The sequence below is a fragment of the Verrucomicrobiia bacterium genome (assembly GCA_036405135.1).
Taxonomy (GTDB): domain Bacteria; phylum Verrucomicrobiota; class Verrucomicrobiia; order Limisphaerales; family JAEYXS01; genus JAEYXS01.
In genome coordinates this window covers 35842-62813 of sequence record DASWYF010000010.1, presented here as the reverse complement: position 1 = coordinate 62813, position 26972 = coordinate 35842, and the positions used below count along the sequence as shown (strand labels likewise).

Sequence of the window (26972 nt, the reverse complement as noted above, 5' to 3'; positions counted from 1 at the left end):
GCGGCAGCAATCTATGTCGCTCTCCGCTGAACATCTGCACGCCTTGCAGGCCATCGTCGGTCCGCAGAACGTCCTGACCAAGAAGGAAGACCTCATCCCTTACGCCTTCGATGGCACCGCCGCCATGCTTCAGATGCCCGGCTGCGTCGCCTTCGTGGAGAGCACCGACCACATCGTCGCCCTGCTGAAATACGCGAACACCAAACGTCTCCCCGTCGTCACCCGCGGTTCCGGCACCGGCCTCAGCGGCGGCAGCCTCCCTTCGCCCGAGTGCATCGTCATGTGTACCGTGCGCATGGATAAGATTCTCGAAGTGGACGAAGCCAATCTCACCATCCTCGTCGAGCCCGGCATCACCACCGTGAAGGTTGCTGAAGCCGCCGAGAAGGTCGGCCTCTTTTACCCGCCCGATCCCGGCTCCATGCGCATCTCCACCATCGGCGGCAATGTTGCTGAAAACTCCGGCGGGTTGCGCGGTTTGAAATACGGCGTCACGCGCAACTACGTCATGGGTCTCGAAGTCGTTTTACCCGATGGCGAAATCCTCTGGACCGGCAACAAGTGTGTGAAAGACGTCGCCGGTTATTCGTTGCGCGATCTCTTCATCGGCTCGGAAGGCACGCTCGGCGTCATCACGAAAGTCCTGCTGCGCCTCATCCCGAAACCGCAGACGAAGAAAACGATGGTCGCCACCTTCGCGCGCATGGACCAGGCCGCCGAAGCCGTCTCCGCCATCATCGCCGCGAAGATCATTCCCTGCACCCTCGAATTCCTTGATCGCATGACCATCCATTGCGTGGAAGATTACGCGAAGATCGGCCTGCCGCTGAACTGCGAAGCGCTTTTGCTCATCGAGACGGATGGTCACCCCGCCGTCGTCGCCGAAGAAGCCGAGAAGATGGAAGCCAAGTGCCGCGAATGCGGTTGCCTGGAAGTCATCGTGGCGAAGGACGATGCCGAAGCCACCCGCCTCGCCAGTGCGCGTCGCTCCGCCTTCTCCGCGCTCGCCCGCGTCTCGCCTACTACCATCCTCGAAGACGCCACCGTCCCGCGCAGCGAACTCGGCCGCATGATCCGTTTCGTCGAAGCCATCGCCAAAAAATACAACCTGCGCGTCGGCACCTTCGGCCACATGGGCGATGGCAACCTGCACCCCACCTTCCTCACGGACGAGCGGAACAAAGACGAGATGCACCGCGTGGAAGAAGCCTTCAAAGAGATCTTCGAAGAAGCCATCCGCCTCGGCGGCACCATCACCGGCGAGCACGGCATCGGCATGGCCAAGAAATCCTTTCTGCCCAAATTCGCCGGCGACGCCCAGATGCGCGTCATGCGCGAACTCCGCAAAGCCCTCGACCCCCACGGCACCCTGAATCCCGGCAAAATGTTCGATTAGAGCGGTTTTAAGCCGCTCTAAAGCGGCAGGCATGCGCACTGGCACCATATGCAGATGGACTCATGGGTAGTTTTCTCTCCAGATCACTCTCAACTCCTCCGTTGCTATCGCTTCCTCCAGCGCTTTTAGCCCGATTTCGGCACCATCACGAACCATCTGATCCTTGTCCTGCTCTGCTGCCTTAAGAGCTGTTCTAGCTTTCTCCGGCTCCCGATAGAAGCTCCCCACAACTCTCGTTGCATACAAGCGGACTGTGCCGTTTGTATCCGTCTTCGTTATTTGCGTCAGCAATGGTATGACCTGCTCAGCCGGACCGATTTCGCTCAGCGCCTCGATGGCGACGATGCGGGTGATATAGTTCGTTTCATTCTGCGCCATGGCAATGATCTGTGGAGATACCGGCCTCGCAGCCTCTCCCAAGGCACCCAAACCATAAAGACCCGTCTTGCGTTTCTCCACATCAGCCTCATTCAAAAGATTGGTAAATATCATCAATGCTCCCGGAGCGCGCACCCACCCCAGACACATCGCCGCATACTCCATCCGGTTTGTATCCTCCAGCATCAGTATTAACTGCGGCACTGCAGCCTGACCGTTTGTGCCCAATATCTTAAAAGCCGTGACCGCATCCCATCGCTGGTAGATTGGATGCATGATGTCGATGCGCATGACCTTGGCGATCTTCTCCTTGATCTTATAACTGCGGGAATTTTCATCCATCGCCAGATATTCCAGCAGCAGCGGGACCGCCTCGGAACCTGCCTTCCTCACCGACTCAGCAGCCCACACACGGTTCGTCCGCGTATCAGGCGAGAGCACCTCATAGTTCAGATGCCGCAACCAGTCGCTCAACGCTAAACCATCCACCCTTGGGTCATGTCGTTCGGCGATTGCCCCTATCAGCCAGAAAACAAACACGGATAACGCCAGGCTATACCCGATTATTTTCTCATTCCTTTTCATGTGGTCTGGCGAGTCACACCACCGCTCCGACCATGCTCAACCTGGCCATTCGGGCACAGAACCAAGTGGAGCCCTTATCCTCTCGGCTTCTCATTCAACAGCAACCAATACAACCCCAACTGCCCCACTGCCTCGATGAACTTCTCGAACTCCACCGGCTTGCGGATATAACTGTTCGCCCCGTTCGAGTAACCGTTCACGATGTCCACCTCCTCCTTGGATGACGTCAGGATGACCACCGGTATCAGCTTGGTACGCGCATCTCCCCGGATGGCCTTCAACACTTCCATGCCATCCACTTTCGGCAGCTTCAGATCCAACAAAATGACTGTGGGTTGATAGCTCGTATCCCGCCCGGCGAACTTCCCCATGCCGAAAAGATAGTCCAGCGCCTCCGCGCCATCCGTCACCACCTGCAGGCAGTTCAGGATGTGGTTCTTCTTGAACGCTCTGAGCGTGAGCTCCACGTCATCCGGATTGTCCTCCACCAGCAATATCTGTTTTTCGTTCATGCCCTTTTCTCCGGTTCTGATAGTGTGAAATAAAATGAGGCCCCTTCGTTGACCCTTGCCTCCGCCCTGATGTTTCCCCCATGACGATGGATCACTCGCTGCACATTCGCAAGCCCAACTCCCGTGCCCTCATACTCCTCCGCGCTATGCAGCCGCTGGAAAGCCCCGAACAGCTTGCCCGCATAATTCATGTCAAAACCCGCCCCGTTATCCTGCACAAAGTAGACTGTGCTCCCCTTCTGCTGCATGAGGCCGAACTCGATACGCGGCTTCTCTTTTTTACGCGTGAACTTCCACGCGTTGCCCAGCAGATTATCCAGCGCCACGCGCAACAGCCTCGGATCACCCCACACCCTCATCTCCGGGGCGATCACCCACTCCACCGTGCGATCTGGCTGGCCGTTCTCCAGCTCTTCTTTCACCTGGCGCGCCATCTGTGTCAGGTCCACATCCATCATCTTCAATTCCGCCCGCGTGATGCGGGACAATTCCAGCAGGTCATCGATCAGCACCGCCATGCGCTTCGTCGCCTTGCGCACACGGTCCAGATAATTCTTCCCCGACGCATCGAGCATCGCTGCGTAATCCTCCTCCAAAGCCTGGCTGAACCCGTCGATCGCCCGCAAAGGAGCTCTCAAGTCATGCGAGACCGAATAGCAGAAAGACTCCAGTTCCTTGTTCGTGACCTCCAATTCCTTTGTCCGCTCCTCCACCCGCCGCTCCAGTGTGGCATTCAACTGCCTGATCTCCTGCTCGGCCTCCTTGCGCGCCGAGATGTCACGGATGAACCCGGTGAACATCAGTTTTGGCCCATGCTCCACCTTGTTGATCGTCAGCTCCGCCGGGAATCGCGTCCCGTCCGCCCGCACTGCTGGCAACTCAATCAATCGCCCTAAAATTTTCGCCTCGCCCGTACGCGCACACTGTTCCAGCGCCTGCTGATGTCGTTCACGCAACTCCTCCGGCACGATCAGATCACCCATGCGCTGTCCGATCACATCTGCACTCTTATAACCGAACATCCTTTCCGCCGCCGGATTGAACTCGATGACACAGCCCTGCTCATCGATCGTAACCACCGCATCCAGGGCCGAATTCAAGATGGCTGTCGATCTCGCTTCCGCAGCCCTGAGCTGCTGCTGCATCCGTATTCGCTCCGTCACATCCACCGCGATGCCGCCGATAAATTCCTCGCCCTCCCGATCGCCCGGCACCAGAAACTTGTTCACCAGATATTCTCGTGGCTCCGCCCCATGATAGATGGTCTCCAGCATCTGGATCGGCTGCTTTTTTGCCCGCAACTGGACATCGCTGCCTTGATACACAGCGGCCGGTGCCTGTGGAAACAGGTCCGTATCGGACAGCCCTTTGATCTCCGCCAGACGTCTTCCGAAAGTGCGCTCCCACTCGCTGTTCACAAACAAATAGCGCCCCTCATGATCCTTGATAAAGGCGAACCCCGTCAGATTGTCCATGAATGAGTGGAATCGCGCATCTGATTCCTTCAACTCCTCCTCCACCCGCTTGCGCTCCGTGATGTCCGTCAGCAACCCCACCGTACCGGAGAACTTGCCTCCCGGATCAAGCATAGGATTCGCCGTCACCAGCACCCACAGCTCTGCACCGTCCTTGCGGCGCAAACGCAGATCCAGTTGCCGGTGCGGTTTGCGCCTCTCTTCCTCCAAATTCGACGGCCTCTGCTGGTTCTCCGGAAACATGAAATCGAAAGACGTCCTGCCCAGCATGTCCTCCACCTCATACCCCATCATCTCCGCCATCCGGCGGTTGACGAACGTGGTGACTCCGGAGGCATCCGTCACCCACACACCTTCCTGTGTGGATTCCACGATCTCGTGATACTGCTGCTCGCGCGCATGCAGCTCCATCTCCGTGCGGATGCGGTCGAATGCCCCTCCGCAAAGATCCGCCGTCACCTGCAACAGATCCAGGTCCGACTGCATATAGGCGTTCAACCGGTAGCTCTGCACCGTAAGCGTCCCCAACACTTTTCCGCCATTGCGCACCGGCGCGAACATGAGCGACATGGACCGGCGCGCCTTGTCACCAAAAGGTTGCAAACCCTCATCCATCAGCGATTCCGGCTTGCGAAGGATCAACTGCGGCCCCTCCTTGATCACTTTCAGCGCCAAGGCCCCCGGCTCCCTGTTTGTGAACGCGGGAGCAACCTCCTGACGGACGCCATCGACAGTGTCCAGGCAGAGCGTGTTCTTCACCACGTTCCAATCCTCGTCGTAGGCATCCAGGAGAAAGGCATCGTAATGAAACAGGTCGCGGCAGGCGCATTCCAGCAGCCGCGCTGCCTCCGTCTCATCCCGCGTTCCCGAAAGCTGATGCGTCAACCGCGCCAGCGTGCGCTGCCGGGCTTCATTCGTTGAATACTCTGCCGCCAGCCTTTGCCAGCGCAGGTTCGCCTCCGCCAATTCCGCCTGCAAACGTTTGACCTCGGTTGCGGCATCCGCCTGTGGAATGTTGTGCGCCTGGACACTCATACAATCTCGAGCTCTCTGCGAAAACCTTGCGACCATAACCAAAAACCCCGGAGAAACACAAACTTCAAATACCCCCTCCAATCCTCCCCGGTCAGCCCTGAAGCGGCCTGCAAAAAAACATACCTATATTCTCTTTACAGAATATTCTTTTTAGAGCATATAGCTTTCGCATGAAGCTTGCGAAGCTCCACGGCCTGCTGGCCGATGAAACCCGCCTGCGCATCCTGAATCTTTTGATCCAGGGTCCACTCTGCGTCTGCCATTTCCAAGATGTGCTCGGCGAACCGCAGGTGAAGATCTCCAAGCACCTCTCCGCCCTGCGCACCAACGGCCTCGTCACCAACCGCCGACACAAAAACTGGGTCATCTACGAACTGGTTGAAAAACCCGGTAAAACCATCCGCTCCCAGCTAGACGCCCTCGCCGAGAACGCGAAATCCGAACCCGTTTTCCAACGCGACCTGAAGCGCCTTAACAAAGTCAGCAACAAAGCCGACGAGATCGTCTCCGCCTGCTGCTCCTGACTTGCCCCATGAAATCATCTGACCAACAACCCACAGGCGAACAATACGCCCAAAATGCCCCATCTCCCTCGCCCCTCGGAGGGGAGAGGGCCGGGGTGAGGGGTGCTCGGATTCCAGCTTGGCTGTGTTGGTCTTCAAAGGCCGCCCTCGCCGAACTCATGGGCACCTTTGCCCTCGTCTTCGCCGGTTGCGGCGCGATCATGATCAATCAAGTTTCCGGCGGCACCATCACCCACCCCGGCATCGCCCTCTCCTTCGGATTCATCGTCCTTGCCCTCATCTACACCTTGGGCGATATCTCCGGCGCACATCTCAATCCCGCTGTCACCCTAAACTTCTGGCTCGCCGGTCGTTTCGAAAAATCCGCCGTGCTGCCCTATATCACCGCCCAAGTTGCCGGCGCTTTGCTCGCGAGTCTGACTTTAAAATTCCTCTTCCCATCGCATCCGACTCTCGGCGCCACTTTGCCCACCGGCTCACCGCTCCAATCCTTCGTGCTCGAATTCATCATGACATGGCTTCTCATGCTGGTGATCCTCAGCGTCTCCACCGGCGCGAAAGAAAAAGGAGTCACCGCCGGAATCGCCATCGGCTCCGTCGTCGCCTTGGAAGCCATGTTCGGCGGCCCCGTCTCCGGCGCATCGATGAATCCAGCCCGTTCTCTCGCCCCCGCATTGATCAGCGGGAATTTACAGCACCTCTGGGTTTACCTCTTGGCACCCTCATTAGGAGCCGCATTGGCCATATTAAGCTGCCGCCTCATCCGCGAACCGGGCTGCTGCGCAGGTTGTTGCGCGACTCCCGCATCCACACTCCCTAAGAACTGAATCATTATGCACCTTTCAGAATTCAAAAAAACTTTGAGCCAGCATCCGGACAAGGCGCTCCAATTCGCCCTGCCCACCGGCACCAAGATTCCGCCTCACGCGCACATCACGGAAGTCGCTCGCATCGACAAACACTTCATCGATTGCGGCGGCACCGTGCGAAAGGAATCCACCTGCCGCATGCAGATCTGGTTCGCCGATGACACCGAGCACCGTATCAGCGCTGGAACGTTGCTTAAAGTCTTGGATAAAGCCGCATCAGTTATGGGAGCAGATGATCTGTCCGTTGATTTTGAATATGAGGCCCCCTTCATCGCGCAATTCCCCATCTCTTCCATTGCTACAGATGAAAACGCTCTCTTGGTGCAACTGGGCATTCGCCACACCGATTGTCTAGCCAAAGAATACTGCACGCCTTCTCCCAAGACTTCGAAAAACTTTGTTCTCCCTCAGCTTCCCAAGCTGGAGAAAACCAAATGCTGCTAATTGGATAAAATTATGTCCGCTACCAAACCCACCGTCCTCATCCTTTGCACCGGCAACTCCTGCCGCAGCCACATGGCCGAAGGCATCCTGCGCCATGTCGCCGGTGATATCCTCAATGTGGAAAGCGCTGGCTCCAAACCCGCAGGCTACGTCCACCCGCTCGCCATCAAAGCCCTCGCCGAAATCGGCATCGACATCTCCCACCACTGCTCCAAAAGCATGAACGAGTTTCTGCATCAACCCGTGGAAACCGTTATCACCGTCTGCGGCAAAGCCGACCAAGTCTGCCCGCATTATCCCGGACAGGTGAATCGCTACCACTGGCCCTTCGACGATCCTGCCCACGCCACCGGCACCGAAGAAGAGCAGATGCAGGTTTTCCGCCGCGTCCGCGATGAAATCAAAGCAAAGTTTGAAGCCTACGCCCAAGAACGCTCTAAACCGTAATCCCCCGGAGCGCGACTCTCTGAGTCGCAGCAAGCCGCGATAGTCAGTTGTCCCTAAAAAAGACGACAGCAATTGTAATTCGTATCTTGGCTCGGAGAGCCGCGCTCCACTAAAAGCGGACTACTTCCCCTTGTACCCCTCCCACAACCACTCCAGCGCCCCCGGTAACGTCTGCCGCGTCACCCGTCCATCCGTATGGCCGGCTGCTTCCGCGAACACATAGCGGTATTGATACCCCTTCGCCTTCAGCACCGCCGCCATGCGCTGGTTTGCCATCACCCAGTTATGCAAGGACGCCTCATCGCGATTCCACCCGTTATCCTTTTCACTGATCTCCAGCCAGATGCGGAGCGGCTTGCGCTCGCTGTTCGGGATAAGCGTGGCGTGATACTCCCAGGCACCGCGTGGTGTCACTACACTCTTCGGCGATTGCTGGTCCACATACGTGCCGGAGTACGTCAGCACACGATGATACAGATCCGGCCGATACCATGCCATGGAGAGTGCCGCTGAACCACCGGAGCTGCCACCTATCGTCGCCCTGCCTTCCGGGTCTTTCGTGAACTTCAGATTGTAATCCTTCTCGATCCGCGGCAGCACTTCTTTCTCCACAAACTCAGCATAAAGGCCGGACATCGTATCGTATTCCAGACCGCGCTGGCTGCCCTTGGAATCACCACCGCCGGAATTGATCATAATGGCAATCATCACCGGCACACGCTTTTCATGGATCAGATTATCCAACGCCTTCGGCAACGTGTTCATATACCCCAAGCCATCCTGCGCCACGATGAACGGGGCGGCTGTCCCCGGCTTGTATTGAGCGGGCACATACACCGCCACCTTGCGTTTGTAAGGGACCGGCGGCGGCTGGTTCTTCGCAATGCCCGTATAGATCTTGCTCTCGGTGGAATCCATCGTGAACTCATGGATCTTCCCCTTCGGCACGCCTTCTTTCACCGTTAACTCCGGCGCATTCGCGTAATTGGGCCCGATGATGAACTCCACATTATCCTTCGTGCGCGTCGGCGATGCCGGTACATTCGTGCTGGTATTGGCAGGAGTGGCAGCAGCGGGGCCTTTGGCATCCGCCGCGAAAACAGATTGCAGACTGAGACTTAGCAGCAATGTGCAGGACAGAGCGATGGATTTCATGGGCTGGTTCACAGCATGGCAAAACCCGGCCCCAAGGTAAAGCTGACGCTCTCAGGAAACGATCCACCATGCCTAAATCGAGCATCTGAAATCAGACGCAACCCTCACTCTCTCCTCGCCCAATAATCTATGATGGACTTCAACAAGGCCGCCATGTCCCCCCCTGAAGAGGGTTTGCGCAGCACCGAATTGGCACCCAAATTATACGCTTGGGTCGTATCTGCGGGAAAATCAGAACAAGTCAGCACCACGATGATCAATCCCGCAAGCGCCGGAGTGGAACGTATCCACCGCAAGACTTCCAGCCCGGAAATACCAGGTAACTTGAGGTCCAATAACACAAGCTGGGGAAAAGGATACTTTTCCCGATCCGTAAACTTACCCAGGCCAGACAGGTAATCCATCGCCTGCTGGCCGTCCCTGACTACATGAAGTTGCACATCCGAATAAACCTTATTTAAGGAAGATTTTATCAGAATAGCATCAGTTTCACTGTCTTCTACCAATAGAATTTTTCCCAGCATCAAGCTCCCTGTTTATTCTGGATTACTGTTCCAGACAACCCGCAATTTCAAAAAAAGCCGGAATTAACCTCTTTGTTGCACAGCCTATTTCACGCCGGCCATAAGGTTCACGCATTTTCGTAAAATGCAAACCGGAGAGAACTTTTCTCCCTGTATTCCGTTATCTGGCCGGAGAAATTTTGAGCTTGTCCGTCAAAAAGCTGAACAGATCGGGATACTTCAATCCCGTTGCACCCGTGTAGTTGAATTCGTGACTGACCCCCACTTGCTTGAGTTTCACTGCAAGACCCGCGCCGAAATTTGCTGAATGAGGCGGATCTTTGTGCGGTTGCCCCAGTGCTGGAACTGAATCGTAGAAGAGCAAGACCGGGGGATCATCCGCCGTGGCCAGTTCATAAGGGGATAACCTTTTGATCCAAGGCATCAGCTTTTCCCGTTGCTTCATAAACTCCGCCATGCTCGGCAAGGCAAACGCATGATGCCCATAATCATTGTTCGGGATCCAGTCCCTCATCTGTTGTGGATCGAGAGATGTCTGCGGCACAAAAGTCAGCACACACGTCAGTCGTGTGGATTCGCGAGCGATCAGGTCATCACTTTTCGGATCCGCCAGCTCCGGATGAAACGCGAGCCACAGAGCAGTAAAGCCGCCAGCGGAACCGCCACATCCGGCGATGCGCGTTTTGTCGATGTTCCATTCCGTCGCTTTGCTGCGGACGAATTGCAACGCGCGGGCGGCATCGTCCAAGCAGGCCTTCACAGGAGGATCGATCTTATCTGCGATGGCATCAGGGATGAAGCGATAGTTGATCGACACCACCGAGATGCCAGACTCCAGGCACTTCGCGAGAAAATCAGGGTTCGCCTTGTCACCGTTCATCCAACCGCCGCCATGGATGAAGAATAGCAATGGCTGCGGCTGCTTCCCCTCCGCCTGATAAAAATCCAATACCTGACGCGCGTGCTTGCCGTAAGAAACATTTGCACGCGTGGGTTTGGAAACAGCCATTACCTGCCCAGACACTGGCAACGAAACCAATGAAATCAGAATGGCGACCGCCCCGGCCAACCGCCCCTTAAGATGATGTAATCCAATAGTTTGCATGAGTGGCAGGAGATTGGCCTGGTCGGCAGAACGTATCATAACACGTGCGGACAAACCTGCGCGTTTTATCAGCCCATTGGAAAGTGAATTCTCCCCGTAGTAGTTGTCCGCATCAATTAACCGTATTTAAATCAGTTTTTCTAATTAACCACAAATGAACAATGCCAAGCAAAAATAGATAAGCCCCTAAATCCATTTTGTCCGATAGCTAGTTTTGTCTTCCCAGTGAAGACCAAAGAATGCCGAACGACTTAGCCAAGACGACTGCACCAGAAGCGACAGCACTGACGCTTTTGAACGACACGACATGCACTCACTGCGGCACAACTTGCGGCGCTGATCCTCTGACAAGAGAAAACCATGTTTTCTGCTGCCAAGGCTGTCAGTTGGTGTTCGAACTGCTCACCGAGAACGGTCTCGGTAACTTCTACGAGTTGAGCGAGAATGCGGGCGTACGCATCGGCGGACCGGCCAAGGTGGAGCAATACCAGTATCTGGATGAACCGGCGGTGCGCGAGCGCCTGGTGGATTTCAGCAATGAACGTATCACGCGTATCACCTTCCGCATCCCGGCCATCCATTGCATCGCCTGCGTGTGGTTGCTGGAAAATCTTTACCGGCTGAATCCGCAGATCGGCGAAGCGCGCGTCCATTTCCCGCGTAAGGAGATCGCGCTCTCGTTCGCGACGGATCAGGTGAAGCTGAGCGAAGTGGTGACATTGCTGGCGTCACTCGGCTATGAGCCGGAACTGAAACTGGCGGACCTCGAAGCGCGGCCCAAGGGCATCGTGAGCCGCAAGCTGTGGTTGCAAGTCGGCATCGCGGGTTTTGCGTTCGGCAACACGATGCTGTTCAGTCTGGCCTCCTATCTCGGTCTCGACAGCGCGAGCGAACCTTACTTTCACAGAATATTCGGATGGTTCAGCCTGGCACTCTCGCTGCCCGTGGTGATCTACAGTGCGCAAGATTACTGGCGCGCGGCATGGGTGAGCCTGCGCCAGAAGCTGCTGACCATCGAGGTGCCAATCGCGGCGGGCATCGTCGCTATCTTCCTGCAGAGCACATATGAGGTCGTGAGTGGGACGGGTGAAGGCTACTTCGATTCGCTCGCGGGCCTGCTGTTCTTCCTCTTGAGCGGTCGTGTGTTTCAACAGAAGACGTATGACCGGCTGGCGTTTGACCGGGATTACAAGTCGTTCTTTCCGCTCTCAGTGGTGCGGAAAGGCAAGATGGAAGAACGCATCGCGCTCTCGCAGATCCAGACGGGTGATCATCTCATCCTGCGCAATGGCGAACTGATCCCTGCTGATGCGCGGCTGGTCGCGGGACCGGCGGTGATCGATTACAGCTTCGTCACCGGCGAATCGGAACCGGTGGAGAAGCAGACCGGCGACTATATCTACGCCGGCGGGCGCCAGATCGGCGGGGCCATCGAAGTGGAGACAGTAAAAGCGGTCTCGCAAAGCTACCTGACCTCGCTCTGGAACCAGGAGGCCTTCCGCAAAGAAGACCGCGACAGCCTCGACAATCTCACGAACGAATACAGCCAGCGTTTCACGAAGCTGGTGCTGGCCATTGCGCTCGGGGCGGCGGCGTATTGGGCGGTCTTCAATCCGTCGCTCGCTTTGAAGTCGTTCACAGCGGTCCTTATCGTCGCTTGCCCCTGTGCTTTGGCGCTGGCCGCGCCGTTCACGCTTGGCACGGCACATCGCTGGCTGGCGAAGTGGAACGCTTTCCTGAAGAGCGCGGGCATCATCGAGCGGCTCGCTCGCGTGGACACAATCGTGTTCGACAAGACGGGCACTTTGACGGCTGTCGGTGGTGGTCTGGTGAAGTTTCACGGCACTCCCTTGAGCGAAGCCGAGGAGCGGGCGTTGTTCTCCATGACGCGGCACAGCACGCATCCGTTGGCGGTGCGCCTGGGGCATGCCATCGCGGGCAATCATTTCCCAGATACCGTGCGGTCCTTCTTGGAGACAGCCGGATGCGGCATGGAAGGCCAGGTCAACCGGCAGGAGATCTGGATGGGCTCGGCCACATGGTTGCAATCACGCGGACTAAGGGTGGCGAGTGCGGCGGCGGAAAGCGGCAGCGTCATCCATGTGGCCATCAACGGCCAGTATCGTGGCTGCTATGTGTTGCAGAACGCGTTGCGCCCGGAGACGGACCGGCTTATCCAAAATCTCTCGAGCCATTATGAATTGGCGCTGCTCAGTGGTGATAATGAACGCGAGCGGGCCCGTTTCGCGGAGATCTTCGGTGCGCAGGCGCATCTGCATTTCAACCAAAGCCCGTTGAACAAGCTCGGTTTCATCCGTGACCTGCAGCAGCGCGGCAAGACGGTGATGATGGTGGGTGATGGATTGAATGACGCCGGGGCACTGAAGCAGAGCGATGTGGGCGTGGCGGTAGTGGAAGACATGAGCGCCTTCTCACCGGCCAGCGACATGATTCTCTCCGCGCGATTGGTGCCACGCATCGATGCCATCTTGCGCTTCGCGAAGAGCGCGGTGCGGGTCATCAAAGCCAGTTTTCTCGTATCTGCTGCTTACAACGTCATCGGCCTGGCCTTGGCCGTGCAAGGTCTGCTCTCGCCCGTCGTGTGCGCGATCTTGATGCCGGTAAGTTCTATCACCGTAGTGGGCTTTGCGTGCCTGATGACCGGCTGGATGGCGAAGCGCGAAGGTATCGGCGCAACCATGGAGGAAATCCGATGAGCGTCATCTTTCTATTGATCCCGCTGAGCATCATCGCCGCCACCGGCTTTCTCCTCGCCTTCGTGTGGGCGGTGCGTAGCGGTCAGTACGAGGATACGGCCACGCCTTCCATGCGTGTGCTGCTGGATGAGCCGGGCAAACCGGTGAAGAAAAACGATTTAGCGACCAAACCTGAAAAGACTGAACATGAACCTGGAAACGTTTAAATACGATAACCGGATCGTCCGCGCCTTTGCGATCGCCACCGTGATATGGGGCATCGTGGGCATGAGCGCCGGCTTGCTGGCGGCCGTGCAACTCTTCTGGCCGGAAGCCAACCTGCAACTGCAGTTCGTGAGCTTCGGCCGCCTGCGGCCACTGCATACGAATGCCGTGGTCTTTGCCTTCGTGGGCAATGGCATGTTCATGGGCATCTACTACTCGCTCCAGCGGCTGTGCAAGGCGCGCATGTTCAATGACACGTTGAGCTGGATCAATTTCTGGGGCTGGAACGCGATCATCGTGGCCGCCGCCGTCACACTCCCGCTTGGTCTTACCACGAGCAAGGAATACGCGGAGCTGGAATGGCCGATCGACATCGCCATCGCGCTGGTGTGGGTCGTGTTCACGGTGAACTTGATGGGCACCATCTTGCGTCGGCGCGAGAAGCACATGTATGTCGCCATCTGGTTCTTTATCGCCACGGCGCTGACTGTCGCGATGCTGCATATCGTAAACTCGCTGGCTGTTCCTGCCAGCGCCTTCAAGAGCTATCCGATCTATGCGGGTGTGCAGGATGCGCTGGTGCAATGGTGGTATGGGCACAACGCCGTGGCGTTCTTCCTCACCACGCCTTACCTCGGCCTGATGTATTACTTCCTGCCGAAGGCGGCCGAGCGCCCAGTGTTCTCGTATCGTCTCTCCATCATCCATTTCTGGGCGCTCATCTTTATCTACATCTGGGCGGGACCGCATCACTTGCTGTTCACGGCGTTGCCGGACTGGGCGCAATCCCTCGGCATGGTGTTCTCCGTGATGCTCGTGGCGCCGAGCTGGGGCGGCATGTTGAATGGTCTGCTCACCCTGCGCGGTGCGTGGGACAAGGTGCGTCAGGAACCCATGTTGAAGTTCATGGTCGTGGCGCTCACGGCTTACGGCATGGCCACGCTCGAAGGCCCGCTGCTCTCCATCAAGAGCGTGAACTCCCTCTCGCATTACACAGACTGGACCGTGGCGCACGTGCATACGGGCGCGCTGGGCTGGAACGGCTTCCTTACGTTCTCCATGCTCTACTGGCTGTTCCCGCGCCTGTATAATACGCCGCTGTGGTCCAAGAAGCTGGCGAACTGGCACTTCTGGATCTCGCTCACGGGCATGATGTTCTACGTCATCCCGATGTATTGGAGCGGCATCACACAGGGTTTGATGTGGAAGCAGTTCACGCCGGAAGGCTTCCTGAAGTATGCGAACTTCCTGGAGACGGTCATCCAGCTCATCCCCATGTTCGTACTGCGTGCCGTGGGTGGTCTGCTCTACATCTTGGGCGCTTTCTTGATGGCCTACAATCTGTGGAAGACGGCCAAGTCCGGTGTGTTCGTGCCGGAAGTGGAAGCGCAAGCGGCTCCGCGCAATGCCGGTCACGAGTTGCATGCGGAGCAAGATCCGTGGAAGCATCGCTGGCTGGAAGCCAAACCCATCACACTCACCGTGCTGTCACTCGTCGCGGTGGCCATCGGTGGACTGGTGGAGATCGTGCCGATGTATCTCATCAAGGAGAACGTGCCGACGATCTCCAGTGTGAAACCTTACACCCCGCTCGAAGTGCTGGGGCGTGACATCTACATCCGCGAGGGTTGCGTAGGTTGCCATTCACAGATGATCCGGCCTTTCCGCTCGGAAACGGAGCGTTACGGCGAGTATTCGAAGGCAGGTGAATTCGTTTATGATCATCCGTTCCTGTGGGGCTCCAAGCGTACGGGTCCGGACCTGCATCGCGTCGGTGCGAAGTATCCAGATGCGTGGCACTACAATCACATGGATGATCCGCGCCTCACGTCACCCGGCTCCATCATGCCGCGTTATCCGTGGCTGCTGGAGCAGAAGATGGACAAGAAGGCGTTGCCCGCCCGCATCGCCGCCTTGCGCAAGGTGGGCGTGCCGTATCCGGAAGGCTATGAGAACGGCGAGGCTTTGAAGGACTTGGAGAAACAGGCGGATACCATCGTGACGAACCTGAAGGTCGGTTCCGTCGAGGCACAACCGGACAAGGAGATCATCGCGATGATCGCGTATCTGCAACGGCTCGGCACGGACATCAAGGTGCAAGCCGCCACCACTCCGGCACCTAACCCCTCCAACTAATAAGGCCAACTATGATCAAGAATGTTCTGACCCATATCGGTGGTGTCGAGAATTTCGGCATCATCTCGATTCTGCTGTTCTTCGCGGTCTTCGCCGGTGCGCTGATCTATGCGGCGTGCCTGAAGAAACCTTTCCTGAAACAGATGAGCCAGATTCCGCTGGAAGACGGCACCAAGAACACGGAGGCACGCCATGAGTAACGACCCAAAACAGCCCATCCTGCTGGAGCACGAAGCAGATGGCATTAAAGAACTCGACAACCTGCTGCCGCGCTGGTGGGTGTGGCTCTTCTACATCTGCGTGGCGTTCTCCATCGGCTACATGCTTTACTATCATGTGTTCAACATGGGCGACTTGCAGGCGGCCGCTTATGTGAAGGAACAAAAGGCGGGTGATGAGATCAAGACCGCATCGCTCGCCAAGTTCGAAGCTAACATCGCATCGCTCGTTCCCACCAAAGAGCCAGCCGTGATGAGCCAAGGCTCGCAGGTTTACACCACCTATTGCGCGCCCTGCCATCGTGGCGATGGCGGCGGCATCGTGGGGCCGAACTTGACGGATGATTTCTGGATCCATGGCTCCAACTATGTGGACACGGTAAAAGTCATCATCAACGGCGTGCCGGACAAGGGCATGCTGACCTGGCGCGGCGTACTAAAACCGGATGAGATCACCTCCGTGGCCAGTTACATCTATACCTTGCGTGGCACGCAACCGCCGAATCCGAAACCGCCGGAGAATCAGCCGAAGGGCCCGGAGAAGCCGAGCGAGTTCGAGTGATAAATGACGAATGCCCAAGCACGAATGACGAAGGAATGTCTAATGACTAAGCACCAAACATTCAGTGCAAGTATCTGCATTGGTCATTGGGCATTTGTTCATTTCTTCGCCATTCGGATTTCGTCATTGGGCATTGATTCAACGGGAGTATTCGTATGAGCATTCCCTCAAAAGAACCCTACGATCCTCTCAGCGCTCAGCAGCAGGCCAACCCTGCTGATTTCCGCGACCATATCGGCACAGCAGACAAGAAAGGCTATCGCCAGTGGATCTATGCGAAGAAGGTGGATGGGAAATGGTTCCGCTGGCGCACGTGGATGAGCTGGGTGCTGCTGGCGATCATGTTCGTCGGCCCGTTCGTGCGCATCAACGGCAATCCGCTGCTGATGATCAACATCGTAGAGAGGAAGTTCTCCATCCTGGGCCAGATCTTCTGGCCGCAGGACACATTCATCTTCGCGGTGGCGATGCTGGTGTTCTTCGTGGGCATCATGATCTTCACCACGGCGTTTGGACGGTTGTGGTGCGGGTGGACCTGCCCGCAGACGGTGATGATGGAGATGGTCTTCCGGAAGATCGAATACTGGATCGACGGCGATGCGCATGAGCAGAGGGCGCTCGCCGCCGCGCCGTGGAGCCCGCACAAGATCTGGAAGCGCGTGAGCAAGTATGGCGTGTTCTTTGTCCTGTCCTTCATCGTGGGCAATACGCTGTTCAGCTACATCGTGGGCAGCGACAAGCTGTTCCAGATCATCACCGATGATCCGCGGAACCACGTGACGGGGCTGACGTTCATGATCCTGTTCACGCTGCTGTTCTTCGCGATCTTCGCGCGGTTCCGCGAGCAGGCGTGCACGTTCATCTGTCCTTATGGCCGGTTCCAGTCCGCCCTGCTGGATGAGAACACGATGGTCGTCGCCTATGACTACAAACGCGGTGAGGGCCGGGCACCGTTGAAGCGCGGGCAAGCGCCTGAGCAACGCAAGGCGGGAGGCAAGGGAGATTGCGTGAACTGCCATCAATGCGTGGCAGTTTGTCCGACAGGCATCGACATCCGCAACGGCGTGCAGATGGAGTGTGTGAACTGCACGGCGTGCATCGATGCGTGCGACAACGTCATGGACAAGGTGGGCCAGCCGCGCGGGCTCATCCGCTACGCCTCGTTGAACGGCATCGAGAAAGGGGAATCGCTCAAATTCACCGCCCGCATGAAGCTGTATTCCGTCATCCTGACGGCGTTGATCACGCTGTTCCTCGTGCTGGTGTTCACCCGGTCCGATGTGGAGACGGCCTTGCTGCGGGCACCGGGCTCGCTCTTTCAAAAAGCGGGCGAAGGCCGTATCAGCAACATCTACACGCTGCGCGTGGTGAACAAGACGGGACATGACATCGCGGTAGAGCTGCGGTTGCTTAACAGTGAAGGCACCGTGAAAGTGCTGGGCGCGGGCGAATTCATCGTGCCCAAGGAGAATTCCGCGCAGACGTCCGTGCTGATCGAACTGGAAGAAGAGGATCTGGACGGAGCCAGCACGCATCTTGAGATCGGCGTGTATTCGCACGGCAAACTTTTGGAGACGGTGAAAACAGCTTTTGTAGGGCCGAGGAAATGAGATGAAAGGATTTTTATGAAAACAGAAAATGTGAAACGCAATCCTTGGCCCTACGCCATCATCGCATGGTTCGTGATCTTCATCACAGCGATGACAGCTTGGGCCGTGGTAGCCACGCGTAACAACATGGACCTGGTGCGGAAGGATTATTACGAGGAAGAGCTGCGCCATCAGCAGCAGATCGACCGCGTGAACCGCACCGCGCAGTTGCGTCAGGATATCACGGTGACCACCGATACGACGAGCCTGACTTTCAAGCTGCCGACGGAACATGCGACCGGCAAACCGACGGGTGAGGTGCAATTGTATCGCCCCTCCGATGCCAGCCTAGACAAGAAGCTGACGCTGGCGGTGAACGAGAGCGGGTTGCAACGCATCGATGCTTCCGAACTCAAAGGCGGGCTGTGGAAGCTGCGCGTGAGCTGGAGACTGGGCGAGGCGGAGTATTACTTCGATCAATCGGTGGTGCTGGTCGGCAAGCTGTAAGGGGACCGTTATGGAACTTTGGACCGCATTCATGCTCGGACTCGTCGGCAGCCTGCATTGTGCCGGCATGTGCGGTCCCTTGGCGCTGGCATTGCCAGTGGCGGGCAAGACGCGGGGTGATTTCGTGCTGGGCCGCTTGTTGTATAATCTCGGGCGCATCCTGACTTACACGTTGCTGGGCGCGGTATTTGGGCTGTTGGGCCAAAGCTTTGCCTTGGCGGGTTTTCAGAAATGGGTGTCGCTGGTGGCAGGCGTGGCCATTCTGCTGGGCTTGGTGGCTTCGCTGCGGGTGGGCTTGGGTCTGCCGATCACGAAGAGTGTGGTGTGGTTGAAGTCCAGCGTCGGGCGGCTGTTGCAACAGCGCACGTTTGGTTCGCTCTTTCTGCTGGGTTCCTTGAACGGGCTGCTACCGTGCGGCTTGGTGTACGTGGCGGCCACTGCGGCGGCGGCAACGGGCAGTCTGCAATCGGGTGTGCTCTCCATGGCGCTGTTTGGACTGGGAACATTGCCGGTGATGCTGGGCATGGGATTGGCGGGACGAAAACTGCAAGGCATGCTGAATCTCAAACTGCAGAGGCTGGTGCCTATCAGCCTTGCGGTGCTCGGCGTCTTGCTCATCCTGCGGGGAATGGAGCTGGGGATTCCCTATGTGAGCCCCGTTCTTACGGCGGGCGGCTGCCCTCATTGCCACTGAACACTCACTGAAAAGATCTTAGCTGGATCTCTTGCCCCAGCGGCGTAACGCTGCTTCAAGCTCCTTCGGGCGGATGGGCTTGGCGATGTAATCATCCATTCCCGCTTCAATACACTTCTCGCGGTCGCCGGACATCGCGTTACCCGTCACCGCGATGATACGCGGACGGATGTCATCACCATAGCGGCTGCGGATTTCTCGGGCCGCATCGTAGCCGTTCATCACTGGCATCTGGACATCCAAGATGATGATATCAAAGGGATGCTGTTCCAAGGCGTGGAGGACTTCCTGGCCATTGTTGGCCAGTTCCGGACGATACCCCATCCGCTGGAGATAAGATTGGCCCACTTTGAGGTTCACCACATTGTCATCTGCCAGGAGAATGCGCATGGGCATCAGGCTGCCCAAACTATTGTCTATCTCACCAGCTCCGGTCGCTTTCCGGAGCGTTTCATTGCTGGCCAAGGCCCGTGTTAACACGTCCAGCAAGTTCGAACGCTTCAATGGCTTGGAAACGCTGAGTTGCACCCCCAGATCGGCAAGCGATTTGTCCGCCGGGCTGAGGCGTTTCGCCGCCAGGAGAACGATCGGCAGTGGCTGACCGCCGGGCAGCGAACGGATACGGCGGATCACGCTTTCAGCGGTGGTTCCGGGCAACTCCCGGTCTATCAAGATCACATCCGGTCGAGGGGACTGGCCGAGCGCGATGAGTGCGTCATTCTCAGTCGAGGCTTCGCTGAGATGCATGCCCCAGCCGTGAACGGCTTGAAACACAGCGAGCCGTGATGATGCATGGTCCTCAATCAGCAACATGCGTTTGCCTGCCAATATCTGGCCGGGGCGGGTCAGCCCTGCTCCGTGGCTGTCGATACTTTGGGCGCGGATCAAGAAATGAAATGTGGCTCCTTTGCCTTCCACGCTTTCCACCCAGATCTCACCGCCCATGAGTTCGGTAAGCCGTTTGCAGATGGCCAGTCCCAAACCTGTTCCACCATATTGGCGCGTCGTGGAACCATCCACCTGGCTGAACGATTTAAACAGGCGGTCCTGCTTGTCCACCGGGATGCCTATGCCTGAATCCTGCACGGAAAAGTGGATGAGGGGGCCACGTTCTTGCACGCGTACGATCACTTCACCCTTGGGGGTGAACTTTACTGCGTTACTCAGCAGATTGACCAGCACTTGGCGCAAGCGCGTCACGTCTCCCGCTATCTGCAAGGGAACCGACGGCTCAATGAGGCAGGCGAGATCGATGTGCTTTTCCGCCGCTTTCTGCGCCACGAGGTCCATCGCCTCCTCGATGCACGTGCGGATCTCGAACGGATGTTGCTCGATCTCCAGCAATCCGGACTCGATCTTCGAGAAATCGAGGATGTCATTGATGATTGTGAGCAAGGATTCCGCGCTGCTGCGGATGGTATCCACGAAGTCGCGCTGATCCAGCGTCAGCTCCGTATCCCCCAGCAAGGCGGTCATGCCGATCACACCGTTCATCGGCGTGCGGATCTCATGGCTCATGTTCGCGAGGAACTCGGACTTCGCTTGTGTGGCTTGCTCCAGTTTCTGGTTCAGAGAAATAAGAGCCGTGTTGCTGTCCACGAGCTGTTGCTGGCTCTCACGCAAGGCGCGATACGCATCATCACGCTGCAACTGGCTCACATAACCACGCGTGTGATGACGGACACGCGCGATGAGTTCGACACGGTCGGGGAGCTTCACAAGATAATCGCTGGCCCCTGCGGCAAACGCTTCACTCTTCGTAGCCGGTTCTTCACGCGTGGAGAGAACGATGATGGGGATCGACTTCGTGCGTGGTTCCTGACGGAAAATCCTGACGAGGTCCAATCCGCTCATGCCAGGCATGATGAGGTCGAGCAGGATGACGGTGGGTTTGATCTGCAGGGCTACTTGGAGAGCGTCGTGCGGATTGGAGCAGTAATGGTAATTGATGTCTGGCTCGCCGGCGAGACTGCGGCGGATCGCCTCACCCACCATGGCCTGGTCATCGACCAGCAAGACCATGGTCTGAAAGTCCGTGTTGACGCTCATGACATTAAAAATTCGGATTGGCCGCCCACCGGCGCACCTGCCGTTCGATCGCCGGTGCGATCCCATCTAACGGCAAGATATCCACAGCGGCACCCAAGGCAGCAGCGGCTTTCGGCATCCCGTAAACAGCCGAAGTCGCCTGATCTTGAGCGATGGTATGCGCACCGGTTTCGCGCAAACGCTTCAGCCCTTTGGCACCATCACTACCCATCCCCGTCAAAACTACTCCGACGACGCGGCGCGACCAGTGATCGCAGACGCTGTTGAAAAACACATCGATCGAAGGCCGGTAAATAGCCGTGGCTGGATGTTCAGTATACAACAGATTTTGTCCAGAGCTAAACACCAGATGCTGTGACTTTCCAGCCAAAAGAGCCACGCCCGGAACGGGACTTTCCCCTTCCTGCGCCAGCCGAACCGGCAAACGGGACTGGGTGGAAAGCCAACTGGCCATGCTGGACGTAAATTGCTCATCCACATGTTGCACGATGACGACTCCGGCAGGCAGATCTGACGGAAGCTGCCCTAAGACTGTGGCAAGCGCAGCAGGACCACCAGCGGAAGCGCCAATAACCACAATTCCCGCCACAGGCTTAGGGGCTGGCGGCGCCATCGGAAGTGTCGAAACCGGCGGTTGATACCCGCGCGCCAGCAACTGCTTGGCAAGCATGTCCACTTTGTAGAGCAACGCTTGGGACTCCATGCTCTTCCCGGCATCGAACAACGCAGGAGTGTTCACGGCATCCAATGCTCCTACACCAAGACCTTGGAAAACTTGGGACACATGACTGTCTACCGAAGCAGTCACGAGCAGAATCGCACAGGGACTGTTCTGCATGATGAGCCGCGTGGCTTCCACACCACCCATCACCGGCATCATGAGGTCCATGAGGATGAGGTCGGGGCGGTCATTGCGACACTTTTCCACTGCTTCCGCGCCGTTCACTGCCACCCACGCCACGGTATGACGTCCTGAAGCGGTCAATACGCGGCGAAGCGCTTCGACAGCCAGCAGCATGTCATTGACGATGGCGATCCTCATGCGTTCGCCTCCCCGATCAAGTCGCTCACAGCTTGCAGTAAGGTGTCATCGTGGAAGCTGCCTTTCGTCAGATAATAATCCGCGCCTGCCTCCAAGCCCGCGCGACGGTCTTCCTCGCGGTCTTTATAGGAGACGATCATCACTGGCATATCGCGCAAGCGATTGTCGCGTTTGATGAGCGTGACGAGCTCGATGCCGTTCATGCGCGGCATGTCCACATCCGTCAGCACGAGATCGAAATGACCGGAGCGCACGGCATTCCAACCATCCATGCCATCGACAGCCACCTCAACGTGATAACCTCGACTAAGCAGGAGCTTGCGCTCGAGTTCGCGCACGGTGAGAGAATCATCCACCACGAGGATACGCCGCTTGGTGCTGCGAGCAGCGGTCGCAGTCGTCTTCGTCGCGGCGACGATGCTGCCGGTGCCGACGAGACGTTCTACGGTGCGGAGCAGATCTTCCACATCGAAGATGAGCACTGGTTCACCTTCTTCAGTCAATGCGCCCGAGGCGATGTCCTGCACCTTGCCCAAGCGCGGATCAAGCGGTTGCACGACGAGTTCGGTTTCGCAAAGCACTTTGTCCATCACGAGGCCGTAGCGGTCCGTTCCTGAACCGATGACGATCACGGAAAGGGTTTCCGGCCAACCGGCGTTATCTAATTCAAGCACTTGGCGGGCGGACAGCAGGCCGATCTGTGTGCCGTTCAGCGTGAAGCAAGTGCGGCCTTCGAGCGTTTGCAAGTCTTGCGCCGAGACGTGCAAGATGTTCTGCAAGTTCGCAAGCGGGAAGGCGTATTTCTCTCCCGCCACTTCCACCAACAGCACGCGCACAATGGAAAGTGTGAGCGGTAGCGTGAGGATGAAGCGTGTGCCCTTGCCCAGCGCGGTGACGATGCGGATGGTGCCGCGCAGATCGCGCAAGGTGTTCCGCACGACGTCCAAACCGACACCGCGACCGGAAATCTCCGTCACGTGTTCCTTCATCGAGAAGCCGGGGAGGAAAAGGAACTCGAGCAACTCGGCTTCGGACAATGTTTTTACGGTATCGCCAGCGGAAAGGCCGCGAGCGGCAACGGTCGCCCGCAGGCGATCGTGATCGATGCCACGACCATCATCGGAAACGGTCACTTCCAAGCGGCCCGCGTGATGACGGGCTTCGAGAGTGATGATGCCGGATGGAGACTTGCCATTGGATTGTCGTTCGGAAGGTGTCTCCATGCCGTGATCGAGGGCGTTGCGGAGAAGCTGAGTGAGCGGTGCTTCCAGCTTTTCCAGCACTTCGCGATCCACAGTGGTATCGCCACCACGCAGTTCGAACTGCACTTCCTTGCCCAACTGACGCGAGATGTCGCGCACGAGACGCGGGTAGCCTTGCGTGCCATCGGCAAACGGGCGCATGCGGATGGAAAGTGTTTCGTGATAGAGACGTTCCGCATGATTGCCCAGACGCAGTGCTAAGGCATCCAGCTCAGTCAGTTGTTCGATGACTTGCTCGCGATAGCGCGAGATCTGCGTGAGCACATTGCCAAGCTGATTGGAGGAATCGATCTCCATCTGCTGGCTGGAAGACAGACGCATGTTCTCCAACAGTCGGTAGATGTCATCGTGCGAGCGACGCAGGCGCTGGCAGGCCTCGATCTGCGAGGGTAATTGACGGGAATCGATACGTGTTTGCGCAGCGAGACCGAGCAGGCGGTTCAGGTTTGCCGCCGTGACCCGCAAGGCGCGATCGGCATCCACGCTGGGCGAAGAAGGTTCTTTATCTGCAACGGTCTTCGCCACTGCCGGACTGGCGGCAGGTTGTAGTGTCGGCGTTACAGGAGAAGGCGGAACAGAGGCAACTGGAGCGGCGACAGGCTTAACCGTCTCGACAGGAGCTGCGATCGGAGCTTCCGCTTTGGGCGTTTCTTTCTTGCCGCTCGTGATCTGCCTCATGCGATCCACGAACGTCGTCACTTCGGGAGAATCTTTCGTCCATCGCGATTGCTCACTTTCCTTCGTATTGGCAATCTGGTTGAGCAGATCCACACCGCCGAGCAAGTCATCGATCTGCGCCGGTTCGAGCACTATCTTGCCATTCTGCGCCGCGACGAGGCAGTCTTCCATGTTGTGTGCGACGGCGACCACGGCATCCAGACCGATGATGCGCCCTGCCCCTTTCAAAGAATGCGCGGCGCGCATGGCGGATTCCAAGGCGGCTGGCGAACGCGCGTCCTGCTCCAGCGCGAGCAACTGGTTCGTCAGCGTCAATGTCTGGCTCTCCGCTTCCATGCGGAAGAGGTCGAACATCGACATGTCATTGAAGTCAGTGCTCATTATTTGATGACATCATCTAAAGCGGCAAACAAACGGCCCGCAGACAGGCAACCAATCCAAACACCATCGCGGTTCAACATGGATTCCGTATGATGCGCCTGGGCACGGCTCAAGGTGGCGGGCAAAGGCTGCAATTCATTCGCGGCCACAGCGAGCGTGCCGGTCACTTCATCAGCGACCATGCAATAGCGGCCGTGACGGCCTTGGAGCACGAGCACACGACGACGCAACTTGGCTTCTTCTTTCGCAGGCTCAACACCGAGCAACGCACCGAGAGAAACACAGACGATCAATTCACCGCGCACATTGATCAGGCCGCGCAACACGGGATTGCGACGATGTGGCAGATGATGAATGGGGCGTTCTTCCGTGACTTCGACCACGTTAGCCAGCGGTAAAGCCAATCGTTCAGCACCGACGCGGAAGGCGAGCCATGAAACCGTGGCTTGTTTTTTATCTACGGCGGGTTGGGCGAGATGCTTCGTCCATTCTTCCAGATAATCCGGAGGCACGGGACGGTCCTGCAACTGTCGGGCGGCCTGCGTGAACACGCCGCAGTTGTAGCAATGACCAACCTTCTGCAATTCCGGGCAACTGCGATCGCCCCAGACGCCGATATTCTTCCAGCAACTGTTGAGTTTCTCACCGGCAACCGGTGTTGTGTCAGAAATATTTCGGCTCACGCGTTAACCCTGGTTGCGGAGCGGGCTCCGGTTTTCTTCTGGATACGCGCGGCACGACCATGCAGTCGTTCAGCTTCCGCATGATCACCCCGGGATTCGAGGAGGAGCGCAAGATGCGTCATGGCCTCATGATGATCCGGCGCGAGATAGAGCACTTTGCGATAGCTCGTGATGGCACCAACGGCATCACCACGGACATCCTGCAGCAGGCCCATCAGATAAAACGCATCAGGGTCATTGCTTCCGCCAGCGAGCATGGCGCGAAGTTTTTCTTCCGCACCCGTAGCATCTCCGGTATCCGCCATTTTTCGGACTTGCTCCAAAATGGGTTCGACCGTCGCGGGAGCTGCTTTCTCTGGTGACGGATGCGGAGAGGCCGTCGGACGTGCTGGGGGATTTTTGACTTCCTGTCGCAATCTCGTCGTCTGCGCTGCGCGGGCTTTCACCAATGAGGGAGCAGGCTTTTGGGGAGATGCAGGGACTGGAGCGCCATCGGCTAATGCTCTATTACGAGCTTCCGCAGCGGACATGCGGCGGAAGGCGAAGGCATGCGACATGCGCAAGGGATGAAAGCCGGAACTCATCATCACCCCGCCTTCACCCGGTCCGGCGAAGAACACGCCTTCCGGTTGCAGCAGCGAGGTGAGGTTTTTCAGGGCACGCGCCTGATCTTCGCGCGAAAAATAGATCAACAGATTGCGGCAGAAAATGAAATCATAGGGCGCAGTGCCTATGAAATTTTCCATGGTCAGCAAGTTGCCCTGACGGAAACGCACGGCCTGACGCCATTCAGCGGTGAGGCGCCAACAGTCCCCTTCCCGCTTGAAATATTTTTCGTGAAACACTTCCGGCACATTGCGGAAGGAATAGGCGCGATAGAGAGCGGCTTGCGCGGCGAGCAGCGAGTTGCGGCTGATGTCCACGGCATCGACAACGAACTGTTCCGCTGTGAGTCCCGCTTCTGTCAATGCGGCGACAATCGTGTAAGCCTCTTCACCAGTGGAGCACGGGATGCTCAACACACGAACTGGCAGATTAGGTTTCTGCGCAATGCGTTCGACAGCCATTTTGGAGAGTGCTTCAAAGGCTTTAGGATCGCGCCAGAACCATGTCTCGGGAATGACGGCGACTTCCACCAACCGCTGGCGCTCTTCGCCATCCTGCTCCAGCATCTGCAAATAGTCTTCCGGCTTCTCCAAACCCAGACGGCGGCAGCGTTCCTCGATCGCGTTCTGCACGCCTTGGCGGCCCACCGTATCGAGCTGAAGCCCGCTGCTGCGTTGGAGAATGGCGGAGAAAGCTTCGAGGTTCATGCGCTTTCAACGGTTGCCGCTTGCGTTAAAGCGGCGACAATCTCGGGGGTGAGCAAGGCATCGGGCTCGACGCGTTGCAGCAACCGGCCATCGACCTGGGCGACGGGTCCGAGATACGGACTGTCCGCCACATGGACGGGTGCGGGATCAAACTTGGAATCTTCTACAGACAAGGTGTGCGTGGCGCGCTCAACGATGAGGCCGAGCAAACCATTGCTGCCGACAGCCGCAGCACATTCCACGATGAGCACGCGGGTGCTGAGGCGGAAGACGCTGGGTTGACCGGCGAGCATCTGGCGCACATCTAGGACCGGGATGACTTGCGTGCGATAATTTAGCAGACCGGCCACTGCAGCAGGCGCGCCGGGCAGGCGCTTGAGGCGGACCAAGGGCAGCACTTGCTTGATGGCCCGTGCAGGCAGGCCATAAGCATCACCTTCGACTTCAAAACAAAGCAGTAGCATGGGAGGCCGATCGGCCGTCATCAC

Annotated in this window: 25 protein-coding genes; 13 read left to right on the top strand and 12 right to left on the bottom strand. The window is 57.5% G+C overall.

The window, feature by feature from the left end:
* Nucleotides 1-13: 13 nt before the first annotated feature.
* On the top strand, nucleotides 14-1396 hold the full coding sequence (locus tag VGH19_04305) for an FAD-linked oxidase C-terminal domain-containing protein (GenBank protein ID HEY1170571.1): 1383 nt from the start codon (nucleotides 14-16) through the stop codon (nucleotides 1394-1396).
* A 60-nt stretch (nucleotides 1397-1456) separates the two neighbouring features.
* Here the strand turns inward: VGH19_04305 and VGH19_04300 are convergent, their stop codons facing one another.
* The 3 genes from VGH19_04300 to VGH19_04290 all read right to left on the bottom strand — a co-directional run bounded on the left by VGH19_04300 (nucleotide 1457) and on the right by VGH19_04290 (nucleotide 5381).
* The gene (locus VGH19_04300) at nucleotides 1457-2314 is read right to left on the bottom strand and encodes a HEAT repeat domain-containing protein (GenBank protein HEY1170570.1); all 858 of its coding nucleotides are present in this window, start codon (nucleotides 2312-2314) and stop codon (nucleotides 1457-1459) included.
* Between the two features lie 119 nt (nucleotides 2315-2433).
* Nucleotides 2434-2871, bottom strand: coding sequence for a response regulator (locus VGH19_04295; protein HEY1170569.1), 438 nt, complete (start codon nucleotides 2869-2871; stop codon nucleotides 2434-2436).
* Complete coding sequence (locus VGH19_04290; GenBank protein HEY1170568.1) at nucleotides 2868-5381, bottom strand: PAS domain S-box protein; 2514 nt, start codon at nucleotides 5379-5381, stop codon at nucleotides 2868-2870. The genes VGH19_04295 and VGH19_04290 overlap by 4 nt, the downstream gene beginning before the upstream one ends.
* 170 nt (nucleotides 5382-5551) lie before the next feature.
* Between VGH19_04290 and VGH19_04285 the strand changes: the two genes are divergently transcribed.
* From VGH19_04285 to VGH19_04270, 4 genes are all read left to right on the top strand, one after another.
* On the top strand, nucleotides 5552-5905 hold the full coding sequence (locus VGH19_04285; GenBank protein HEY1170567.1) for a metalloregulator ArsR/SmtB family transcription factor: 354 nt from the start codon (nucleotides 5552-5554) through the stop codon (nucleotides 5903-5905).
* A gap of 122 nt (nucleotides 5906-6027) precedes the next feature.
* Complete coding sequence (locus VGH19_04280; GenBank protein HEY1170566.1) at nucleotides 6028-6732, top strand: aquaporin; 705 nt, start codon at nucleotides 6028-6030, stop codon at nucleotides 6730-6732.
* Nucleotides 6733-6738: 6 nt separating this feature from the next.
* Nucleotides 6739-7218, top strand: a complete 480-nt coding sequence (locus VGH19_04275; protein ID HEY1170565.1) for a DUF6428 family protein — start codon at nucleotides 6739-6741, stop codon at nucleotides 7216-7218.
* A gap of 12 nt (nucleotides 7219-7230) precedes the next feature.
* A complete protein-coding gene (locus tag VGH19_04270) occupies nucleotides 7231-7665 on the top strand; it encodes an arsenate reductase ArsC (protein HEY1170564.1) in 435 nt (144 codons plus the stop codon).
* 120 nt (nucleotides 7666-7785) lie between these two features.
* Here VGH19_04270 and VGH19_04265 read toward each other — a convergent pair whose 3' ends face one another.
* The 3 genes from VGH19_04265 to VGH19_04255 form a co-directional block, all read right to left on the bottom strand.
* On the bottom strand, nucleotides 7786-8820 hold the full coding sequence (locus VGH19_04265; protein ID HEY1170563.1) for an alpha/beta hydrolase-fold protein: 1035 nt from the start codon (nucleotides 8818-8820) through the stop codon (nucleotides 7786-7788).
* Nucleotides 8821-8924: 104 nt separating this feature from the next.
* Complete coding sequence (locus VGH19_04260) at nucleotides 8925-9344, bottom strand: response regulator (protein ID HEY1170562.1); 420 nt, start codon at nucleotides 9342-9344, stop codon at nucleotides 8925-8927.
* 160 nt (nucleotides 9345-9504) lie between these two features.
* On the bottom strand, nucleotides 9505-10488 hold the full coding sequence (locus tag VGH19_04255) for an alpha/beta hydrolase (protein ID HEY1170561.1): 984 nt from the start codon (nucleotides 10486-10488) through the stop codon (nucleotides 9505-9507).
* Between the two features lie 200 nt (nucleotides 10489-10688).
* Between VGH19_04255 and VGH19_04250 the strand changes: the two genes are divergently transcribed.
* The 8 genes from VGH19_04250 to VGH19_04215 all read left to right on the top strand — a co-directional run bounded on the left by VGH19_04250 (nucleotide 10689) and on the right by VGH19_04215 (nucleotide 19076).
* On the top strand, nucleotides 10689-13166 hold the full coding sequence (locus VGH19_04250; GenBank protein ID HEY1170560.1) for a heavy metal translocating P-type ATPase metal-binding domain-containing protein: 2478 nt from the start codon (nucleotides 10689-10691) through the stop codon (nucleotides 13164-13166).
* Complete coding sequence (ccoS, locus tag VGH19_04245; GenBank protein HEY1170559.1) at nucleotides 13163-13372, top strand: cbb3-type cytochrome oxidase assembly protein CcoS; 210 nt, start codon at nucleotides 13163-13165, stop codon at nucleotides 13370-13372. Before VGH19_04250 ends, ccoS begins: the two co-directional genes overlap by 4 nt.
* Nucleotides 13353-15506, top strand: a complete 2154-nt coding sequence (gene ccoN, locus VGH19_04240) for a cytochrome-c oxidase, cbb3-type subunit I (protein HEY1170558.1) — start codon at nucleotides 13353-13355, stop codon at nucleotides 15504-15506. The genes ccoS and ccoN overlap by 20 nt, the downstream gene beginning before the upstream one ends.
* An 11-nt stretch (nucleotides 15507-15517) precedes the next feature.
* Nucleotides 15518-15706, top strand: coding sequence for a CcoQ/FixQ family Cbb3-type cytochrome c oxidase assembly chaperone (locus VGH19_04235; GenBank protein ID HEY1170557.1), 189 nt, complete (start codon nucleotides 15518-15520; stop codon nucleotides 15704-15706).
* Entirely contained in the window at nucleotides 15699-16286 is a 588-nt protein-coding gene (locus tag VGH19_04230; GenBank protein HEY1170556.1) for a cbb3-type cytochrome c oxidase N-terminal domain-containing protein, read from the top strand. The genes VGH19_04235 and VGH19_04230 overlap by 8 nt, the downstream gene beginning before the upstream one ends.
* Nucleotides 16287-16441: 155 nt before the next feature.
* Entirely contained in the window at nucleotides 16442-17896 is a 1455-nt protein-coding gene (gene ccoG, locus VGH19_04225; GenBank protein ID HEY1170555.1) for a cytochrome c oxidase accessory protein CcoG, read from the top strand.
* A gap of 15 nt (nucleotides 17897-17911) precedes the next feature.
* Nucleotides 17912-18382, top strand: coding sequence for a FixH family protein (locus VGH19_04220; GenBank protein HEY1170554.1), 471 nt, complete (start codon nucleotides 17912-17914; stop codon nucleotides 18380-18382).
* A 10-nt stretch (nucleotides 18383-18392) separates the two neighbouring features.
* Nucleotides 18393-19076 carry a sulfite exporter TauE/SafE family protein gene (locus tag VGH19_04215; GenBank protein ID HEY1170553.1) on the top strand — a complete coding sequence of 228 codons (684 nt, stop codon included), beginning with the start codon at nucleotides 18393-18395 and terminating at the stop codon, nucleotides 19074-19076.
* Between the two features lie 18 nt (nucleotides 19077-19094).
* Here VGH19_04215 and VGH19_04210 read toward each other — a convergent pair whose 3' ends face one another.
* From VGH19_04210 to VGH19_04185, 6 genes are read right to left on the bottom strand one after another with little or no spacing between them, the layout of a single operon-like run.
* On the bottom strand, nucleotides 19095-21125 hold the full coding sequence (locus VGH19_04210; protein ID HEY1170552.1) for a response regulator: 2031 nt from the start codon (nucleotides 21123-21125) through the stop codon (nucleotides 19095-19097).
* Between the two features lie 4 nt (nucleotides 21126-21129).
* A complete protein-coding gene (locus VGH19_04205) occupies nucleotides 21130-22167 on the bottom strand; it encodes a chemotaxis response regulator protein-glutamate methylesterase (protein ID HEY1170551.1) in 1038 nt (345 codons plus the stop codon).
* The gene (locus VGH19_04200) at nucleotides 22164-24488 is read right to left on the bottom strand and encodes a hybrid sensor histidine kinase/response regulator (protein HEY1170550.1); all 2325 of its coding nucleotides are present in this window, start codon (nucleotides 24486-24488) and stop codon (nucleotides 22164-22166) included. Before VGH19_04200 ends, VGH19_04205 begins: the two co-directional genes overlap by 4 nt.
* Nucleotides 24488-25171 carry a chemotaxis protein CheW gene (locus VGH19_04195; protein ID HEY1170549.1) on the bottom strand — a complete coding sequence of 228 codons (684 nt, stop codon included), beginning with the start codon at nucleotides 25169-25171 and terminating at the stop codon, nucleotides 24488-24490. Before VGH19_04195 ends, VGH19_04200 begins: the two co-directional genes overlap by 1 nt.
* On the bottom strand, nucleotides 25168-26484 hold the full coding sequence (locus VGH19_04190) for a CheR family methyltransferase (GenBank protein HEY1170548.1): 1317 nt from the start codon (nucleotides 26482-26484) through the stop codon (nucleotides 25168-25170). Before VGH19_04190 ends, VGH19_04195 begins: the two co-directional genes overlap by 4 nt.
* Nucleotides 26481-26948, bottom strand: coding sequence for a chemotaxis protein CheW (locus tag VGH19_04185; GenBank protein HEY1170547.1), 468 nt, complete (start codon nucleotides 26946-26948; stop codon nucleotides 26481-26483). The genes VGH19_04190 and VGH19_04185 overlap by 4 nt, the downstream gene beginning before the upstream one ends.
* Nucleotides 26949-26972 lie beyond the last annotated feature (24 nt).

Coding starts and splice junctions, on each gene's coding strand:
- VGH19_04305 (HEY1170571.1), top strand. CDS start 14: ATGTCGCTCTCCGCTGAACATCTGCACGCCTTGCAGGCCATCGTCGGT.
- VGH19_04295 (HEY1170569.1), bottom strand. CDS start 2,871: ATGAACGAAAAACAGATATTGCTGGTGGAGGACAATCCGGATGACGTG.
- VGH19_04290 (HEY1170568.1), bottom strand. CDS start 5,381: ATGAGTGTCCAGGCGCACAACATTCCACAGGCGGATGCCGCAACCGAG.
- VGH19_04285 (HEY1170567.1), top strand. CDS start 5,552: ATGAAGCTTGCGAAGCTCCACGGCCTGCTGGCCGATGAAACCCGCCTG.
- VGH19_04275 (HEY1170565.1), top strand. CDS start 6,739: ATGCACCTTTCAGAATTCAAAAAAACTTTGAGCCAGCATCCGGACAAG.
- VGH19_04270 (HEY1170564.1), top strand. CDS start 7,231: ATGTCCGCTACCAAACCCACCGTCCTCATCCTTTGCACCGGCAACTCC.
- VGH19_04265 (HEY1170563.1), bottom strand. CDS start 8,820: ATGAAATCCATCGCTCTGTCCTGCACATTGCTGCTAAGTCTCAGTCTG.
- VGH19_04260 (HEY1170562.1), bottom strand. CDS start 9,344: ATGCTGGGAAAAATTCTATTGGTAGAAGACAGTGAAACTGATGCTATT.
- VGH19_04255 (HEY1170561.1), bottom strand. CDS start 10,488: ATGATACGTTCTGCCGACCAGGCCAATCTCCTGCCACTCATGCAAACT.
- VGH19_04250 (HEY1170560.1), top strand. CDS start 10,689: ATGCCGAACGACTTAGCCAAGACGACTGCACCAGAAGCGACAGCACTG.
- ccoS (HEY1170559.1), top strand. CDS start 13,163: ATGAGCGTCATCTTTCTATTGATCCCGCTGAGCATCATCGCCGCCACC.
- ccoN (HEY1170558.1), top strand. CDS start 13,353: ATGAACCTGGAAACGTTTAAATACGATAACCGGATCGTCCGCGCCTTT.
- VGH19_04235 (HEY1170557.1), top strand. CDS start 15,518: ATGATCAAGAATGTTCTGACCCATATCGGTGGTGTCGAGAATTTCGGC.
- VGH19_04230 (HEY1170556.1), top strand. CDS start 15,699: ATGAGTAACGACCCAAAACAGCCCATCCTGCTGGAGCACGAAGCAGAT.
- ccoG (HEY1170555.1), top strand. CDS start 16,442: ATGAGCATTCCCTCAAAAGAACCCTACGATCCTCTCAGCGCTCAGCAG.
- VGH19_04220 (HEY1170554.1), top strand. CDS start 17,912: ATGAAAACAGAAAATGTGAAACGCAATCCTTGGCCCTACGCCATCATC.
- VGH19_04215 (HEY1170553.1), top strand. CDS start 18,393: ATGGAACTTTGGACCGCATTCATGCTCGGACTCGTCGGCAGCCTGCAT.
- VGH19_04210 (HEY1170552.1), bottom strand. CDS start 21,125: ATGAGCGTCAACACGGACTTTCAGACCATGGTCTTGCTGGTCGATGAC.
- VGH19_04205 (HEY1170551.1), bottom strand. CDS start 22,167: ATGAGGATCGCCATCGTCAATGACATGCTGCTGGCTGTCGAAGCGCTT.
- VGH19_04200 (HEY1170550.1), bottom strand. CDS start 24,488: ATGAGCACTGACTTCAATGACATGTCGATGTTCGACCTCTTCCGCATG.
- VGH19_04190 (HEY1170548.1), bottom strand. CDS start 26,484: ATGAACCTCGAAGCTTTCTCCGCCATTCTCCAACGCAGCAGCGGGCTT.
- VGH19_04185 (HEY1170547.1), bottom strand. CDS start 26,948: ATGCTACTGCTTTGTTTTGAAGTCGAAGGTGATGCTTATGGCCTGCCT.